The following is a 17,005-nucleotide window of genomic DNA, read 5'->3' as shown; positions in this document are numbered from 1 at the left end:
AACGGGCATGCACGAGGCACCAGGGGGTGTTACCCCTGTAGACGCGGGTCGTGCGGACGACCCTCCCCGACCTCTGGAAGGACCCATGGACGCCGACGCGATCCCCTCACTGTCCCGCTCCACCGTCGACCCCGCCGGACACCGGCGCGTGGACGCCGACTGGTTGGCCAAGGCGTGGAAGGACCCCGGCTCCCAGGTCCTGGTGCTGGAGGGCGGCGACCCGGGCAGCCACGGCTGGCAGGCGCTCATGGCCAAGCAGTCCCGCGCGCTGGTCACCACCGGAGGCACCCGTGAACTCGTGCTCACCGGTACCCGCGACGCGCCCGAGGGCGAGCGCTACCTGCTCGGGACCGAGGGCGACCGCGCGTACTTCGCCGTGCGCTCCCCCCGGGAACTGCTCGCCAACCCCGTCGCGGAGCCCGCGTCGCTGCGCGAGGTCGGAGCGGTCCTCAACGACCGCGACACCGGTCTCCTGACCCGGGCGATCGCCCTCGCCAACTGGAACGCCACCCACCGGTTCTGCCCCCGCTGCGGCGCGCGCACCACCCCGGCCGCGTCCGGACACGTGCGCGTCTGCGAGGAGGAGGGCACCGAGCAGTACCCCCGGATGGACCCGGCGGTGATCATGCTCGTGCACCGCGACCGGGCCGGGGAGGAGGAGGTCCTGCTCGGCCACAACCCCAACTGGGACGCACGGCGCTTCTCCGTGCTGGCCGGGTTCGTGGACGCCGGGGAGTCCCTGGAGCAGGCCGTCGTCCGTGAGGTGGCCGAGGAGGCGGGCGTGGTGGTCGAACGGCCGCGCTACGTCTCGTCGCAGCCGTGGCCGTTCCCCCGGAGCCTGATGATGGGGTACACGGCGCGGGCCGTGGGGGAGACCGAGTGCACCGACGACGAGATCGCCGTCACCCGCTGGTTCACCAGGTCCGAGCTGGCCGAGGCGGCGCTGGTCGGCGAGGTCCTGCTGCCCGGCCGGGTCTCGATCGCCCGCACCCTCATCGAGCACTGGTACGGGGCGGAGCTCCCCGGAGGCTGGTGACCGGGGCGCCGGGCCGTCCACAGGCGCGGAGAAGGACTGGTGCCCTCCTCCGGGGGGTGCCTACCCTGGATAGGACGCCGCGGGGCCGGGGCGAACCGGGCCCACCGGTTCGGAGACCCGGTGCCCGGTCGCCCGACCAGGACGGCAGCGCACGGTCCCCGCACGCCTTCGCGTGCGCGGAGGCCGCGCACCGTCGCCGCGTCGGGCCGCCGGCCACCCCGCCCCCTCAACCGGAGCCGGGGGAGGGGTTCAACTCGTCGGGAAGCGAGGTGAGAGGACTCGTGCTGCTCTCCACCACGTCCCGTGCCAGCTCGGCCACCTTCCGGCCGCGCGAGCGGGCGGATGAGCGCAGCCGCTCGAACGCCTCTCTCGGTGCCATCGTGTGCCGCTCCGCCAGAACCCCGATCGCCTGCTCCACCACCACGCGCGAGTGCAGCGCGTGCTCCAGCTGCGCGATCGTGTGCCGCAGCCGCTCGACCTCGGAGGCCCCCTCGGGGGCCCGGCCGGGTGCCTGCGGCCGCGGACGCCCGGCCCCCGACTCGCCGGTGAGCAGATCCGCGAGGACCATCGCGCTCACCAGGTCGGGCACCTCCTGCCCGTTCCCCACGCGCCACCCGTTCGGGGTGCGGCGCACCACGCCGACGTCCACCGTCCCGGCGACCGCTATGTCATGAGGCCTCATGTCGTCCCCCAACTCAACACTCCCCGTCGTCTTCGTCCGAGCCCTGGTAGCACCCGAGCGCCGTGGGAGGAGTCCCGTCGTCTGCGGGGCCCATGACACGGAACGCGGTCACACCCGAAGGTGTGACCGCGGCACGCGTACCGTCCTACGACAGCTCGGCCAGCTTCTTCTTCACCTGAGCGAGTGACGGGTTCGTCATCGCGGACCCGTCAGCGAAGACCAGCGTCGGTACCGTCTGGTTGCCGCCGTTGACCTTCATGACGTACTCGGCGGCCTCCGGGTGCTCCTCGATGTTCACCTCACCGCCGGTGATCCCCTCGCGGGAGAGCTGGCTCTTGAGCCGCTTGCAGTACCCGCACCAGGGGGTGGTGTACATCGTGAACTGGTCGGTCGCCGTACTCGTCATGTCGCTCACGTCCTTCTGCCTACGATCACTGGTATTCGTCCGGTCCCACATCTCAACACCGAGTGGCCCTGCCCGCTTCCCGCGACCGTGCGACACAACGTGGGACGCCTCACAGGGCCAACTGGTTCTGGAATGTGTCATTCCGCTCGATAGGGGCAGGTGCCGATCCGCTCCCCGTCACAGCCGATACTTGAGAGACTGTGCCCCCAGACAGAAAACCCGCCCCACACCCGTACAGCCGTCCCGACCACAGCAGGAGCACCATGGACCCCGACCGCGTCCTGGAGGGACTGGACCCGGAGCAGACTCAGGCGGCGCGTGCGCTGCGCGGCCCCGTGTGCATCCTGGCCGGTGCCGGAACAGGGAAGACCCGGGCCATCACCCACCGGATCGCCCACGCGGTCTCCAGCGGGGTGGTGTCCGAGCAGCAGGTCCTGGCGGTCACCTTCACCGCCCGCGCCGCCGGTGAGATGCGCGGCCGCCTGCGCGGTCTGGGAGCCCCACGCGTCCAGGCCCGCACCTTCCACTCCGCCGCCCTGCGTCAGCTGTCGTTCTTCTGGCCGCAGGTCATCGGCGGCGAGAAGCCCACGCTGATCGAGAGCAAGATCCAGGCGGTCGCCCGCGCCGCCCACTCCGTGGGTGTGCAGCCCGACCGCACGGGCCTGCGCGACCTGGCCAGCGAGATCGAGTGGGCCAAGGTCACCCAGGTCCGGCCCACCGACTACGAGAAGACGGTGGCCAAGACCAGCCGCCAGGCGCCGATGCCCCCGGGGGAGATCGCCCGGGTCTTCGAGGCCTACGAGGCGCTGCGCCGTGAGCGCAACCTGCTCGACTTCGAGTCCCTGCTCGAACTCACCGCCGGGATGATCAACGAGTACCCGGCGATCGCCCAGCGCGTGCGCGACCAGTACCGCTACTTCGTCGTCGACGAGTTCCAGGACGTCAACCCGCTCCAGAAGCTCCTGCTGGACGCCTGGCTCGGGGACCGGGACGACCTGTGCGTGGTCGGCGACCCGAGCCAGACCATCTACTCGTTCGCGGGCGCCACCCCCGGGTACCTCACCGGTTTCGCCGCGCTGTACCCCCATGCCACCGTGGTCCGGCTGGTCCGCGACTACCGGTCCACGCCCCAGGTGGTGCGGGTCGCCAACCACATCATCGCCCAGGCGCGCGGCACCACGTCGGCCAACCACCTGACCCTCCAGGCGCAGCGCCCCGACGGACCCGATCCCATGTACCAGGAGTACGACGACGAGCCCGCCGAGGCCACCGGGGTCGCCCGCAAGATCAGCGTCCTCCTCGAGAACGGGACCCCCGCCGGCGAGATCGCGGTCCTGCTGCGCATCAACGCCCAGTCGGCCGCCTACGAGCAGGCACTGGCGGACGAGGGCGTGCCGTTCACGGTGCGGGGCACCACCCGGTTCTTCGAGCGGCCCGAGATCAAGCAGGCCGTGCACACCCTGCGCGGTGCCCGGCACGCCGCCGCCGGGGAGACCCCCGAGCCCCTGGTGCACACGGTCCGGCAGCTCCTCGGCCAGCTCGGCCTGACCGAGCAGGCGCCCGAGGGCCGCCAGGCCCGCGAGCGCTGGGAGTCGCTGTCCGCGCTCGCCCAGCTCGCCGAGGACATGGCGGCCAAGCCCGCCCCCGACGGCCGGGCGGTCACCATGGCCGACCTCGTGGACGAGCTCGACGTGCGCATCGCCACCGAGCACGCGCCCGGCTTCGAGGGTGTGACCCTCGCCTCCCTGCACTCCGCCAAGGGCCTGGAATGGGACGCCGTCTTCCTCGTGGGCCTCACCGAGGGCATGATGCCGATCATCTACGCGGAGACCGACGACCAGGTGGAGGAGGAACGGCGCCTGTTCTACGTGGGGGTCACCCGCGCACGGGAGCACCTGGCGATGTCGTGGTCGCTGGCGCGCTCGCCCGGCGGACGCAAGAGCCGCAAGCCGTCCCGGTTCCTGGACGGGCTCAGGCCCGCCTCACCCTCCACGGCCGCCAAGCGCGCCGAACGCCGCAAGGGAGGCGTGGCCCGCTGCCGTGTGTGCGGGAACGCCCTGGGCGAGGCGGCCGAGCGCAAGCTCGGGCGCTGCCTCGACTGCCCGTCCAGCTACGACGAGGCGCTGCTGGAGCGGTTGCGCGACTGGCGCCGAGCCAACGCGCAGGAGCAGAAGATCCCCGCGTACGTCGTCTTCACCGACGCGACCCTCCAGGCCATCGCGGAGCAGGAGCCCACGAGCGTCTCCCAGCTGTCCGCCGTGTCCGGGATCGGCGCGGTCAAGCTCGATCGCTACGGTGAGGCGGTACTCGCTCTGGTCTCGGGCGCGGATCCGGCGGACGTCATGGACGGCCCGGCCGGGGACAACGAGGAGGAAGCAGCAGATGACTGAGAGCGCCGGCGAACAGACGCGGGGCCAGTCCCTCGACGGCCTGCTGGCCGTCCTGGATCTGGAGCGGATCGAGGTGAACATCTTCCGGGGGAGCAGCCCTGCGGAGGGGCCGCAGCGCGTCTTCGGCGGTCTGGTGGCGGGGCAGGCGCTGGTCGCCGCGGGGCGCACCGTCCCCGAGGAGCGCCACGTGCACTCCCTCCACGCGTACTTCATACGGCCCGGGGACCCCGCGGTGCCGATCGTCTACGAGGTGGACCGGGTCCGCGACGGCCGGTCGTTCACCACCCGGCGGGTGGTGGCCATCCAGCACGGTAAGCCGATATTCACCCTGTCGGCCTCCTTCCACAAGGAGGAGCCGGGGCTCGACCACCAGATCCCCATGCCCGACGTCCCGCCGCCGGAGGACCTTCCGAGCACGCGCGAACGCCTCCAGGCGGCGTTCGGGAAGGTGCCCGGGTTCGTTCGCTGGCACCCGATCGAGCTGCGCCCGGTGGGGCCGCTGTCCTTCGAGGCCGAACGCGACCCGCAGCTGCGCACCGCCACCAACCCGGTGTGGCTCAAGGTGGACGGCAAGCTGCCCGACGACCGGCTCACCCAGGTCTGCCTGATGACCTACGCCTCGGACATGACCCTGCTGGACACGGTCCTCCTGCGGCACGGACGCTCCTTCGCGGGCATCTCCATGGCCAGCCTCGACCACGCGATGTGGTTCCACCGGCCGTTCCGCGCCGACGAGTGGCTGCTGTACGCGCAGGAGGCCCCGACCGCGCAGGGTGCGCGGGGCCTCGCCCGCGGGCTCGTGTACACCCGCGACGGTCAGCTCGTCTGCTCCGTCGTGCAGGAGGGGCTGATCCGCGTCGTGGACGCCGAGGGCTGGTCCGACGCCCTGCCGGATTCCTGACCCCCAGGGCCGCCCGGTAACGCTTCCGGGTTCCGGGCGATTCCCTGGAACCCGTGGCCGGATGCGGACGTCCTCGCAGGTCAAAAATAGGTTGCCGTTTTCGCGGAGCAGCCCATAGTGTTTACCCCGTCGCAATGACCGCCCGCGGCGCAGGTGGAAGACCCTGTCGCCCGACTCAGAAGGAGGTGCCCCATCAAATGACGAACTCCACGCAGAGCACTGAACGCATCATCGGCTTCGCCATGTCGTCGCTTCAGCTGTCCCTGACGGCTGTCCCGGGCACCGCCGAGAGCGGTTCGGCGGGCACGCCCGCCGGATGGGGCGGATTCATCACCATCGGTGTCGGTCATGGCACCGAGGGCGGCAGTGACGAGTACGGAACCCACAGGTCCCGCCTCTCGTCGATGGTGTCCCCGGTCGTCCCGACCGGTGTCGGCAACGGCAGTGGTGTGTCCGCCGATCCCGAGCTCGCCCTTGATCGAGGCAAGCGCATGACGGAACACGCTGAAGCTACCCAGCGCCTGTACGGCGCATCGGGGGAGTGTCCACGGAGGATTCCGGCCTAGAGCAGCAGAGGCCGAGAGTTTCGACCGTGGCCGCGGACCCCGACACAGGGGCCGCGGCTTTCTTTGTATCTCCGTCCGATCCCCGTCCCCCAGGGACGAGGGAAGAGGACGGCGGCATCGCAAGTCCAGGTCCCTCACCGGAACTGTTCCGGTGACCATCACCGACCGCGTTGTACGAAACGATCAAAGATCTTGGAGGGCACCGATGCTTGCGTCGGTCCTGGACACGCCCCCGATGGGCGACGCCGAAGTTCCCTGCCGCCTTGAGCCCGACCTGTTCTTCGCCGAGGCACCCGCTGACGTCGAGACCGCGAAGGCCGTCTGCGGTGCCTGCCCCGTGCGGGAGCAGTGCCTGGCGGACGCCCTGGATCGGCGTGAGCCGTGGGGCGTCTGGGGCGGGCAGCTGCTCGTCTCCGGTCAGGTCGTGGCGCGCAAGCGCCCGAGGGGCCGTCCCCGGAAGAACCCCGCCCCGGTCGCGGCCTGACCCACCACCCGTACGCCACTCCGAACCCGACGAACCCCCGAAGGACGCAGACAGATGATGTTGCTGGAACTCCTACGCGTTGCCGAACAGACCGACATCGAGACCCGTGAGATGCAGAACAGAAGGCTCACGGCCCGCGTGGTGCGCGCCCGTCAGCGGGAGGAGCGCCGTGCCGAACAAGCACTCATGGATCTCGCGTGGTCACGCCTGTGTTGATCCGCCGCACAGCGGCGGGGTGACGGGACGCTGAGCGTCCCGAGGTGACCACGGAGCCGGTGGAAGGCCGGGCGGGACCCCAGGCAGGGTAACCGTCCGGTCTTTTTTGTGTTTCCTTCTGGTCAAGAGGAAGCTCGGAACGCCTCGATCGTGCCCTGTTCTGGGCCGTCGGGACCGCGCCGGCCAGGACGGAACCTCCGGCGGGGCCCTGATTTCCAACGACGTCCCGTGAATCGGGGATCTGGTGAAATCAATGACATAACGGGACAAGGCATATCTGTGCGGAAGCTCTCCTCTCGGCTACCGTAAAGTTCGTGCCCTCGAACACCAAAGTCGAGGTACGACGCAGTCCTCGTCGCCGGCGCACAGTGTCGGCCTACAGGGACGGGGACACCACGGTCGTCCTCGTGCCCGCGACGTTCTCCCGCGCAGAGGAAAAGCGCTGGGTGGGACGCATGCTGCAACGGCTTGAGGCCAGGGAGGGCCGTCGGCACCCCGGTGACGCAGAACTCCGCGAACGGGCGCTGGAACTGGCCCAGCGCTACCTCGGCGGCGGCGAACCACCCGACAGCGTCCGCTGGGTCGACAACCAGAACGCGCGCTGGGGCTCGTGCACCCCCGACACCCGCACGATCCGCATCTCCCGCCGTCTCGCCGGGATGCCCTCCTGGGTGGTCGACTACGTCCTCATCCACGAGCTCGCGCACCTGTCCATCCCGCACCACGGGCGGGCCTTCTGGGACCTGGTACGCCGCTATCCCCGAGCCGAGCGGGCCCGCGGATACCTGGAGGGGTTCAGCGCGGCCTCACGTACCGAGGCCTGCGACGAGGACGCGGACGATGTGGAGGAACTGGGCATCGCCGAGGTCGCCCTGGAGGAGTAGCCGGCGTCGCCCGCACCCCGCTGGCACCCGGGAACGGGTCCGCACCCCACATCGTGTTCTTTGCGCCCTTCCGGGCGCGCGCCCACCGACCCGAAAACCTTCGGGAAAAACTCCCTAGACCGCGCTGCGGTACGCGGCAGCCGCCCCCGCAGCCGCGCGCACCAAGTCGCGCACGGAGTCGTCGGTGGGGTCCGGCAGGTCACCGACCGGGAACCAGCCCAGGTCGGCCGACTCGTCCGGATCGCACACCAGCACGGACCCCGACGGGGCGACCGCGGCGTACTGCACGTCCAGGTGGAAACTGCCCCCGCCGCACGGCACCCGGTGCCGGTCCAACCGGACCGGATCGGGCAGGAGGGTCACGCCCCGGAGCCCCGACTCCTCGACGGCCTCCCGCAGCGCGGCCGCGGCCAGTGTCGCGTCCCCCGGCTCGCAGTGGCCCCCGGTCTGCAACCACATCCGGTGGATCCGGTGCAGGGTGAGCACCACCTCGGCGCCGTCCGCGGAGACGATCGCCGCACTCGCCGTCACGTGCCCGGGCAGGCACGTACGCCACATGGCGTCCTCGTGCCCGCCCAGGTGCTCCACGTAGGAACGGCGCAGATCCTCCTGCCGGGCGTCGGGCGCGGTCCACGCGCCCAGTACCGCCAGGGCGTCCGCGTGCAGCGACATCTACGCGTCCTCTCCGCGGGCACCGTCCCCGTCGTCCCCGTCGTCCTCGGACCGGCCCGGCTCCGGGGTCGTCCCCCGGTCGGGTCTGGCTCCGGGCGCTTCGCCGGTCAGCGAGGAGATGTCGAAGTCGGCCCCGCCGAACCCCGCCCCGCCGCTCACGAACGCGTCCGGGTCGTCCAGGTCCTCACCACCGGGCATCAGGTCGGGGTGCTGCCACACGGCGTCCCTGCCCTCGACCCCGCGCGCCTCCTCCAACGCCGACCACAGCGCTGCGGCCTCGCGCAGGCGGCGCGGGCGCAGTTCGAGGCCGACCAGGGCGGCGAAGGTGTGCTCGGCGGGTCCCCCGGTCGCCCGGCGGCGCCGGGTCGCCTCGGAGAGCGCGTCCGCCTGCGGCAGCCGCTCGGACACCGCCGACGACACCACGGTCGCCACCCAGCCCTCGATGAGGGCCAGGGTGGTCTCCAGGCGGCCCAGGGCCGCCTTCTGCTGCGGGGTGTCCTCCGGCTGGAGCAGGCTCTCGCCGCCCGCGCCGCCCAAGGCCTCCTGGAGCGCCTCGGGGTTGGTGAGATCGATCTCACCGAGGCGGTCCTCAAGGCCGCTGACGTCGAACGACATCCCGTCGGCGTACTCGTTGACGAGCCGGGAGACGTGCGAGCGCAGCCACGGCACGTGCGCGTACAGGCGGTGCACGGCGGCCTCGCGCGCGGCGAGGTACAGGCGCACCTCGTCGGCGGGGACCTCCAGGCCCTCGCTGAAGCGCTCGACCCCTCCCGGCAGCAACGCGGCGTTGCCCTCACCGGCCAGCGGCAGTCCGATGTCGGTGGTACCGACCACCTCGCGGGACAGCTCGCCGACCGCCTGGCCGGCCTGGCGGCCGACCATCATGCTGCCCATCTGCTGGATCATGCCCAGCAGCGGACCGGCCACGGACCGCATCTCCTCGGGCAGGTTCTGCCCCATGGAGTGCACGGTCCTGCTCGTCAGCGGGTCGCACAACTGGACCCACGAGTCCATCGTCTTCTCGACCCACTCCGACCGGCTCCAGGCCTGCGCGGTCTGAACACCGGACGGAAGGTCGGTAGCCTGGTCGAGCCACAGGTCAGCGAGGCGCAGGGCCTCCTCGACCTTGGCGTAGTCGGACACCGGCACGCTCGGGTCGCCCTCCTGGGCGACCGTCTGTCGTGCCACGTCCTTGGCCATCTCCCAGTTGACCCCGGACGGCGACTTGTCGTCGCCGCCGGTGCCGGGACCGGGCTGTGCCGACATCATGTCGGCGAATTGGCGCAGCATGTTGGCCATCTGCTGCGGGTCGCCGAACGGAAAACCGTCCGGCGTTCCGGAGTCCCCTCCGCCCGGGCGGCCGCTGCCGGCACCCGAGCCGGAGTCGCCAGAACGGCGTCCGGACTCGTCATCGGGATCGTTCGGCATGCTGAAACCGAAAGGCAGGTCGCTCACATCAGACCTCAGGCAGGATTAGGTTTGGTCTCCACTGTCACGTTAGCTGGGAGTCGCCCGGAGTGAATACCGAAAGCAGCCAGGTTCGCCCAGAGCACAGCCCTTCCGAAAGAACGGGCACGGTGGTTGCTGTCACCGGGGCCGCCTCCGGAGTGGGCAGGCTCCTCGTGCAACGCCTGGCCACGCCGGAAGGTTCCACCGGACTCGGGGAGATCATCGCGATCGACGCCGAGTTCGCCGACCTGCGGGGGGTGACGTGGCGTATCGCCGACGTCTGCGATCCCGGGTTGGTGTCCCGCCTCGGCGGGGTAGACGTGCTCGTGCACACCGCGGACGACCGCTCTGTGGAGACGAGGCCCCCGCAGCGCCGCGCACACAACATCCGCGCGGCACAGACGGTCCTCACCGCCGCAGCCGCCTCAGGGGTCCCACGGGTCATCCTCGTCACCAGCACGATGGTCTACGGCGCCGCCGCCGACAACCCGGTTCCGCTCTCGGAGAACGCCACCCGCGTCTCCGACAACGGCGACGGGCTGATGGGCGACTTCGCGGAGGTCGAGGACCTCGCGGAGCGCGCCCGCCGCGCGCACCCCAGCCTCTCGGTGACCGTGGTGCGGCCGGCCCCGCTCGTCGGCCCCGACCTCGACACCCTGCTCAGCCGGCACTTCTCCGCGCCACGCCTGCTCACCGTCAAGGGACACAGGCAGCACTGGCAGTTCTGCCACGAGGACGACCTCGCGAGCGCCCTGGCCTTCTGCGCCCTGCACGACGTGGAGGGCTCCGAGGGGGTCGTCGCGGTGGCCAGCGAGGGCTCCCTCACACAGGAGGACGTGGAGGGCATCGCCGGGATGAAGCACTTCGAGGTGCCCGCCAACCTGGCCTTCGGCGCGATACGGCGCCTCCACCAGGCCAGGATCACCCCGGCCGCGGAGGGCGAGCTGAAGTTCCTCGTCTATCCCTGCGTGGTGGACTGCGCGGCGCTGCGCGACGCCGGGTGGAAGCCCGGACACGACAACGAGTCGGCCCTGCGGACCCTGCTGGAGTCCCGGAGCGGCAAGCACGCCCTGGTGGGCCGCAGCCTGGGCCGCAAGGAGGCCACCATCACCGCGGCCGGGGCCGCCGGTGCCGCGGCGGCGGCCATAGGCACCGCGGCCGCCATTCGCCACCTGCGCAAACGCAAGGGCGGGTGATCCCGGCGGTGCACGTGCGGACGCACACGTGTCCGGAACGCGCACTCCCGCGACGACAAGGGTGAACGCCCGGTTGGTACGGTCGGGGCGTGGAAGAGATCACTCTGGCGTCAGTACGCGACACACCCCTGTCGGTGGACGAGGTCCTCACCGCGGTGTCCGACCCGCGCGCGGGCGGCACCGCGGTGTTCATCGGGACCGTTCGCGACCACGACCACGGCCGTGACGTCGCCGCGCTGTCCTACACCGCGCACCCGACGGTGGAGGCCAAGCTGCGCGGGGTCATGGAGAAGGTGCTGGCCGACACCTCCGTCCCCGGCCGCCCGGTCGTGCGGATGGCCGCGACGCACCGCGTGGGAGACCTGGAGATCGGCGACCTCGCGGTGGTCGTGGCCGCCGCCGCCGAGCACCGCGAGGAGGCCTTCGCGGCCTGCCGCAGGCTCATCGACGACCTCAAGGCCCAGGTGCCCATCTGGAAGCAGCAGGCCTTCCGGGACGGCGACGGCGAGTGGGTGGGGGAACCCCGGCCGTAGCCGTGGCCGACCGCCGCCCGCCTGCGGCGGACCGGTGGGGGGTGTGGACGAAAACACCTCCAGCCCTCCGACGGCCATAGGCTGTGCGCATGGTTCGTCGTGTCATGACCCTTGTTGTCGCTCTCGCCCTTCTCGTCGGGCTCGGCGCCGGCAGCCTCCTCCTCCCCCTGCCCTACCTGGTGGCCGCCCCCGGCATCACCGTGAACACGGTCGGGGAGGCCGAGGAGGGGCCCGTCATCGAGATCGGCGGGGCCGAGAGCTACGAGCACGAGGGTTCCCTGTCGATGGTGACCGTCCAGTACGCGGGCGGACCCCAGCACCGGCTCAACTTCCTCAGCGTCGTGACCGCGTGGCTCTCGCCCACCGAGGCGGTCCTCCCCGAGGAGCTGCTGTTCCCGGCGGGGCGCACGCCCGAGGAGGTCAGCGAACGGCAGACCGTGCAGATGAACGACTCCCAGACCAGTGCGACCGCCGCCGCGCTCAACGAGCTCGGCATGGAGTACGAGGCGGTCCCCGTGGTCAACGGGACCGTCGAGGGGATGCCGGCGCACGGGGAGGTCGAGGAGGGCGACGTCATCCTCGCGGTGGACGGCTCGGCCGTCCCCACCGTGAGCGGCGACGGCTCCGAGGAGGCCGTGGGCAGCACCGCGGTCGTGGAGCGGGTCGGCGACCGCGAGCCCGGTGACCCGGTCGAGCTCACCCTGGACCGCGGCGGCGACACGGTCGACGTCGAGATCCCCACCACGGAGGGCGAGGACGGCGGCGCCGCGGTCGGCGTGCTCATCGCCGACGACATGGACTTCCCCGTCGACGTGGGCATCACCATCGGCGACATCGGCGGCCCCAGCGCGGGCATGATGTTCGCCCTGGGCATCATGGACCGGCTCAGCGAGGACAGCCTCACCGGCGGAGTCGACGTCGCCGGGTCCGGCACCATCACCTCCGACGGCCAGGTCGGCGGTATCAGCGGTATCCCGCAGAAGATGGTCAGCGCCCAGCGCGCCGGAGCAGAGTACTTCTTCGTGGCCGCCGACAGCTGCTCCCAGGTCTCCCAGTCGGCGGCCTACGGGGAGCTGGAGGTCGTGCGGGTCGAGACCCTCACGGACGCGGTCGACGCCCTGGAGACCATCCGCGACGGTGGCGGCGAACTCCCCCGCTGCGAGTAGGCGGCCGGCGCCCGCGACCGGACCGCGGTCCCGGTGGGCCCCCGGACACCGAAGGCCCCCGCGCACGGCGGGGGCCTCCTTGCTCTCACGGGTGGCGGATCCGCAGCCCGGTCACCCCTGCTCCGGTTCCTCCAGGTCCAGGGTCAGCGCCAGGGCCGAGGTCAGCGCCGGGATCAGGTCCGCGCCGTTCAGCACCTCGGCCTCGCTGTCGTGGCTGCGCATCCGCATCGCACAGTGCCGCGAGCCGTCCCGCATCACACCCGCGACCATGCGGATCTCCTCGGTCTCCCGGCCGGACGCACTCGGGTCCTCCCCGGCGGCCAGGGTCTCGTCCGACCCCTTCACCACCAGGCGTTCCATGACCAGGGCGCACCCGGCCACGCCCTCCGGCCAGAGGATGCGCCCCAGCGCCTCCTCCAGGGGGAGGCCGTCGGGCAGCGGCTCCTGCTCGACGGGGGTCAACTCGTCGGGATCGGCGGGGGAGCCGATTCCCAGCAGATCGGCCAGCGCCGGCTCCGCCTTGAGCAGTTCGGCGGTCGGCACCAGGGCGTACAACCCCAGCGGCCGGTCCCAACCCTGCTCCGCGGTGTGGCGTTCGAGGTCCATGACGGCTTCGCGAATGTTCGACACGTTTCCATAGTGACCGATGTGGGAACCCCCCTGCCCCCGTTCCCGGACAGTAGGGTCGCAACGGGGCCTCCCGGATGCGACTCCGATACATCAACGATGCAGCCTTGTCACCCGGGTGAGGGCGATTTCGGGAACCTGGCACCCACCATTTAAGTTTTCAGTAACAAGGCGCCACACGCGCACCGAACGCACCTACCAAGTCAGAACGAGGGGGAGGCGTGAGCTTCCGATCGCCCGGCGCACCACCTGCGCGTATGCCTCGCCGATCAAGGTTGCTCGCGCCAGTCGCGGCGACCGTGGTCGTCATCATCGCGGGGCTGATGCTCGCCGCGAATTTCTGGACCGACTTCAAGTGGTTCAGCTCCGTCGGCTACACCTCGGTCTTCCTGACCGAGCTGTGGATCCGCGTGCTCCTGTTCGCCGTCGCCGGCCTGGTGATGGCCGTCATCGTCGGTGCCAGCATCTACTTCGCGTACCGCTCCCGGCCGGGTATCCGGCCGATGAGCCTGGAGCAGCAGGGCCTGGACCGCTACCGGCAGTCCATCGACCCGCACCGCAAGCTCTTCTTCTGGGCCGCCGTCGGCGCTCTGGCGCTCCTGGCCGGAATCGCGGCCAGCGGTGACTGGCGCGCCTACCTCCAGTTCACGAACAGCACCGACTTCGGTATCAGCGACCCGGAGTTCGGGATGGACGTGGCGTTCTTCGCGTTCACCTACCCGTTCCTGCGGATCCTGCTCGGCTACCTGTACGCGGCCGTCATCCTGGCGTTCATCGCCGCGGTGATCGTGCACTACCTGTACGGCGGCGTCCGGCTCCAGAACGACACCGGCCAGCGGGCCACCCCCGCCGCCCGCGTGCACCTCTCCGTGCTCCTGGGGCTCTTCGTGCTGCTGCGCGCGGGCTCCTACTGGCTGGACCGCTACGGCCTGGTCTTCTCCGAGCGCGGCTACACCTTCGGCGCCTCCTACACCGACGTGAACGCCGTCAAGACCGCCCTGATGATCCTCACCGTCATCTCGGTGATCTGCGCGGTGCTGTTCTTCGCGAACATCTACTTCAAGAACACCATGGTCCCCATGGCCAGCCTCGGGCTCCTGGTGCTGTCCGCCGTGCTGGTCGGTGTCGCCTACCCCGAGATCGTCCAGCGCTTCCAGGTCAGCCCCAACGAGCAGCGCCTGGAGAGCCCGTACATCGAGCGCAACATCGAGTACACGCGCGACGCGTACGACATCGCGGACGCCGATGTCGAGCCCTACGACGCCACCACCGAGCTCAGCGCGCAGGACCTGGTCGAGGAGTCCCAGGGAACCAAGGTGCGCCTGGCCGACCCCTCCGTGGTCTCCCAGACCTTCCAGCAGATGCAGCAGGTCCGTGGCTTCTACCAGTTCCCCGAGGTCCTGGAGGTCGACCGCTACCCGGACGCCGAGGGCAACCTGATCGACACGATCGTGGCCGTCCGCGAGCTGGACGGTCCGCCCGACGACCAGGACAACTGGCTGAACCGCCACCTGATCTACACCCACGGCTACGGCATGGTCGCCGCCGCCGGCAGCGACATCGACGCGGAGGGGCGCCCGGTCTTCACCGAGTACAACATCCCGCCGCGGGGTGAGCTGAGCGAGGCCGTCGGCGAGTACCAGCCGCGGATCTACTACGGCCGCGAGGGCGCCGACTACGTCATCGTCCAGGCCGAGGAGGAGTACGACTACCCCCTCGACTCGGAGGAGGACACCGCGGACGTCCCGACCCTGGAGGACGCGGTCGATCCCGAGGTCAGCCCCGCACCCGACGAGGCCCGCGCACCCGCGGACGCCGAGGAGAGCGCGGAGCCGACGAACGAGGACCCGCCCGTGGAGGGCGGCGACGGCACCGAGGACACCGACGAGAGCGCGGAGGACGACCCGGGCGGCTCCCAGGCCTACAACCGCTACGACGGCAGCGGCGGCGTCCAGCTGAGCAACTTCTTCGACCGCATCCTGTACGCGATCAAGTACCAGGAACCGAACATCCTGCTCAACAGCGCCATCACCGGTGACTCGCGCATCCTCTACGAGCGCGACCCGCTGAACCGCGTCGAGAAGGTCGCCCCGTACCTCACCGTGGACAGCCGCCCCTACCCGGCGGTCGTCGACGGCAAGGTCGTGTGGATCGTGGACGCCTACACCACCTCCGACGGCTACCCGTACGCGAACCGGATCGACTTCACCCAGGCGGTGACCGACACGTTCACGGACGGCTCGGCGCAGCAGGTCGGCGCCCTGCCCGGCAACGAGGTCAACTACATCCGCAACTCGGTGAAGGCCACCGTCGACGCCTACGACGGGACCGTCACCCTGTACGCGTGGGACGAGGAGGACCCGGTCCTCCAGACCTGGATGGACTCGTTCCCGGGCACGGTCACGAGCCGGGACGAGATGAGCGACGAGCTCATCGACCACGTCCGGTACCCGGACGACCTGTTCAAGGTGCAGCGCGAGATCATGCGCGAGTACCACGTCACGGACGCCGCTGCCTACTACGGCGGTCAGGACTTCTGGGCGGTGCCCAACGACCCGACCGGTGGCACGGAGGCCCCGGAGCCGCCCTACCGGCAGACGATCCAGTACCCGGGTGCCGGGGAGGCCAGCTTCTCGCTGACGAGCACGTTCGTGCCCCGTGGACGTGAGAACCTGGCGGCCTTCATGGCGGTGGACAGCGACCCGCACTCCGACGACTACGGGCGGCTCAAGCTGCTGGAGCTGCCGCGCAGCACGGTGATCTTCGGTCCCGGACAGGTGCAGAACGCCTTCGACGCCGACGCCGACGTCCGCGAGGTCCTGCTGCCGCTGGAGCAGTCCAACGCCGAGGTGACACGGGGCAACCTGCTCACCCTGCCGTTCGCGGGAGGCCTGCTCTACGTGGAGCCGCTCTACGTGCAGGCCGGCGGAGGCGGCAGCGCCTCCTTCCCGCTGCTGCAGCAGGTCATGGTCGGCTTCGGTGAGGAGGTCGCGATCGGCAGCAACCTGCCGGACGCGCTCAGCAACCTCTTCGAGGGTGCCGAGGGCGTGCCGGAGGAGGCGCCCGAGGAGGCCCCGGAGGAGAACGAGGCCGGAGGCGGGGACGGCGGTGCCGACCAGGACCTCACCGACGCCCTCAACGAGGCCGTCGAGGCCTGGGAGGAGTCCCAGGAGTCCAGCGACGAGGCGAACGAACGCCTGCGCGAGGCTCTGGAAGCCATCGAGGAGCAGATGAACGACTAGCCCTCGGGGGTCGGCCGGCGGTACGGGGCGGGGCCTTCGGGTCCCGCCCCGTCCGTGTGCGAAGGTCCCGCGGGAGACGGCGGACCCGGGTGGTCCACGTCTCGGAGCGCTGATTTGGGTTATCGGCCGGGTCGCGCTAGTCTATGAACACAACGACGCGGGGTGGAGCAGTTCGGTAGCTCGCTGGGCTCATAACCCAGAGGTCGCAGGTTCAAATCCTGTCCCCGCTACCAAGACCCGGACCCGGGAGAAATCCCGGGTCCGGTGCTTTTCTCGGAATTGCCGTTTCGGTGGATTTCGGGAAACACGCTCGAAAGGGCGCGCTTGAGTGGCTCGACCGGGAAGAGAAGCCTGGTAGAGTGGTCACAGGCCAGACGGGAAACCGGAAGGCCACAGGGTGGGATCTCACCGGTTGTCCTCACGGAAAGCCGATTTGCCACCCGGGGTCAAAGGCCCTAAAATAGAGATCACGACGCGGGGTGGAGCAGTTCGGTAGCTCGCTGGGCTCATAACCCAGAGGTCGCAGGTTCAAATCCTGTCCCCGCTACCAAAGGA

The 17,005-nt window shown here is 70.6% G+C and carries 16 protein-coding genes and 2 tRNA genes; 13 read left to right on the top strand and 5 right to left on the bottom strand.

All coding sequences use genetic code 11. From position 1 onward, the window contains the following. The first annotated feature begins 85 nt into the window (after positions 1 to 85). Entirely contained in the window at positions 86 to 1,036 is a 951-nt protein-coding gene (gene nudC / locus ACFWTE_RS10230; protein WP_378779003.1) for an NAD(+) diphosphatase, read from the top strand. Between the two features lie 226 nt (positions 1,037 to 1,262). On the opposite strand, the gene ACFWTE_RS10225 is transcribed toward nudC, so the two are convergent. Continuing rightward, entirely contained in the window at positions 1,263 to 1,718 is a 456-nt protein-coding gene (locus tag ACFWTE_RS10225; protein WP_378779002.1) for an ANTAR domain-containing response regulator, read from the bottom strand. A 145-nt stretch (positions 1,719 to 1,863) separates the two neighbouring features. Next, positions 1,864 to 2,124, bottom strand: a complete 261-nt coding sequence (locus ACFWTE_RS10220) for a mycoredoxin (protein ID WP_378779001.1) — start codon at positions 2,122 to 2,124, stop codon at positions 1,864 to 1,866. A 263-nt stretch (positions 2,125 to 2,387) separates the two neighbouring features. Between ACFWTE_RS10220 and ACFWTE_RS10215 the strand changes: the two genes are divergently transcribed. The 6 genes from ACFWTE_RS10215 (at position 2,388) to ACFWTE_RS10190 (ending at position 7,565) form a co-directional block, all read left to right on the top strand. Beyond that, complete coding sequence (locus tag ACFWTE_RS10215; RefSeq protein ID WP_378779000.1) at positions 2,388 to 4,514, top strand: ATP-dependent DNA helicase UvrD2; 2,127 nt, start codon at positions 2,388 to 2,390, stop codon at positions 4,512 to 4,514. Continuing rightward, positions 4,507 to 5,415, top strand: a complete 909-nt coding sequence (gene tesB / locus ACFWTE_RS10210; RefSeq protein ID WP_378778999.1) for an acyl-CoA thioesterase II — start codon at positions 4,507 to 4,509, stop codon at positions 5,413 to 5,415. The genes ACFWTE_RS10215 and tesB overlap by 8 nt, the downstream gene beginning before the upstream one ends. Before the next feature lie 197 nt (positions 5,416 to 5,612). After that, positions 5,613 to 5,981 carry a hypothetical protein gene (locus tag ACFWTE_RS10205; protein ID WP_378778998.1) on the top strand — a complete coding sequence of 123 codons (369 nt, stop codon included), beginning with the start codon at positions 5,613 to 5,615 and terminating at the stop codon, positions 5,979 to 5,981. A 205-nt stretch (positions 5,982 to 6,186) separates the two neighbouring features. Next, positions 6,187 to 6,465 carry a WhiB family transcriptional regulator gene (locus tag ACFWTE_RS10200; protein ID WP_378778997.1) on the top strand — a complete coding sequence of 93 codons (279 nt, stop codon included), beginning with the start codon at positions 6,187 to 6,189 and terminating at the stop codon, positions 6,463 to 6,465. Between the two features lie 54 nt (positions 6,466 to 6,519). After that, positions 6,520 to 6,681, top strand: coding sequence for a hypothetical protein (locus ACFWTE_RS10195; protein ID WP_378778996.1), 162 nt, complete (start codon positions 6,520 to 6,522; stop codon positions 6,679 to 6,681). Positions 6,682 to 6,995: 314 nt separating this feature from the next. Then, positions 6,996 to 7,565, top strand: a complete 570-nt coding sequence (locus tag ACFWTE_RS10190) for a M48 family metallopeptidase (protein ID WP_378778995.1) — start codon at positions 6,996 to 6,998, stop codon at positions 7,563 to 7,565. 114 nt (positions 7,566 to 7,679) lie between these two features. Here ACFWTE_RS10190 and ACFWTE_RS10185 read toward each other — a convergent pair whose 3' ends face one another. Next, complete coding sequence (locus tag ACFWTE_RS10185) at positions 7,680 to 8,237, bottom strand: NUDIX hydrolase (protein ID WP_378778994.1); 558 nt, start codon at positions 8,235 to 8,237, stop codon at positions 7,680 to 7,682. Further along, positions 8,238 to 9,692, bottom strand: a complete 1,455-nt coding sequence (locus tag ACFWTE_RS10180) for a zinc-dependent metalloprotease (RefSeq protein WP_378778993.1) — start codon at positions 9,690 to 9,692, stop codon at positions 8,238 to 8,240. Positions 9,693 to 9,814: 122 nt separating this feature from the next. Here ACFWTE_RS10180 and ACFWTE_RS10175 point away from each other — a divergent pair, with 122 nt between their 5' ends. From ACFWTE_RS10175 to ACFWTE_RS10165, 3 genes are all read left to right on the top strand, one after another. Continuing rightward, on the top strand, positions 9,815 to 10,882 hold the full coding sequence (locus ACFWTE_RS10175) for an NAD-dependent epimerase/dehydratase family protein (protein WP_378778992.1): 1,068 nt from the start codon (positions 9,815 to 9,817) through the stop codon (positions 10,880 to 10,882). Between the two features lie 89 nt (positions 10,883 to 10,971). Continuing rightward, entirely contained in the window at positions 10,972 to 11,415 is a 444-nt protein-coding gene (locus tag ACFWTE_RS10170; protein ID WP_378778991.1) for a molybdenum cofactor biosynthesis protein MoaE, read from the top strand. Positions 11,416 to 11,519: 104 nt separating this feature from the next. After that, positions 11,520 to 12,581, top strand: a complete 1,062-nt coding sequence (locus ACFWTE_RS10165) for a PDZ domain-containing protein (RefSeq protein WP_378779045.1) — start codon at positions 11,520 to 11,522, stop codon at positions 12,579 to 12,581. Positions 12,582 to 12,692: 111 nt separating this feature from the next. On the opposite strand, the gene ACFWTE_RS10160 is transcribed toward ACFWTE_RS10165, so the two are convergent. Continuing rightward, a complete protein-coding gene (locus ACFWTE_RS10160) occupies positions 12,693 to 13,211 on the bottom strand; it encodes a PPA1309 family protein (RefSeq protein ID WP_378778990.1) in 519 nt (172 codons plus the stop codon). A gap of 296 nt (positions 13,212 to 13,507) precedes the next feature. Here ACFWTE_RS10160 and ACFWTE_RS10155 point away from each other — a divergent pair, with 296 nt between their 5' ends. From ACFWTE_RS10155 to ACFWTE_RS10145, 3 genes are all read left to right on the top strand, one after another. Continuing rightward, the gene (locus ACFWTE_RS10155) at positions 13,508 to 16,450 is read left to right on the top strand and encodes a UPF0182 family protein (RefSeq protein WP_378779044.1); all 2,943 of its coding nucleotides are present in this window, start codon (positions 13,508 to 13,510) and stop codon (positions 16,448 to 16,450) included. A gap of 156 nt (positions 16,451 to 16,606) precedes the next feature. After that, positions 16,607 to 16,683: transfer RNA gene (locus ACFWTE_RS10150), tRNA-Met, on the top strand. A 240-nt stretch (positions 16,684 to 16,923) separates the two neighbouring features. Further along, positions 16,924 to 17,000, top strand: a tRNA-Met gene (locus ACFWTE_RS10145). Positions 17,001 to 17,005: the final 5 nt, after the last annotated feature.

The sequence above is a fragment of the Nocardiopsis sp. NPDC058631 genome (genome assembly GCF_042716955.1).
In the GTDB taxonomy this organism is placed as follows: Bacteria; Actinomycetota; Actinomycetes; order Streptosporangiales; family Streptosporangiaceae; genus Nocardiopsis.
Note: the sequence above shows the minus strand (reverse complement) of the source record. Positions and strands in the feature narration are given on the sequence as shown.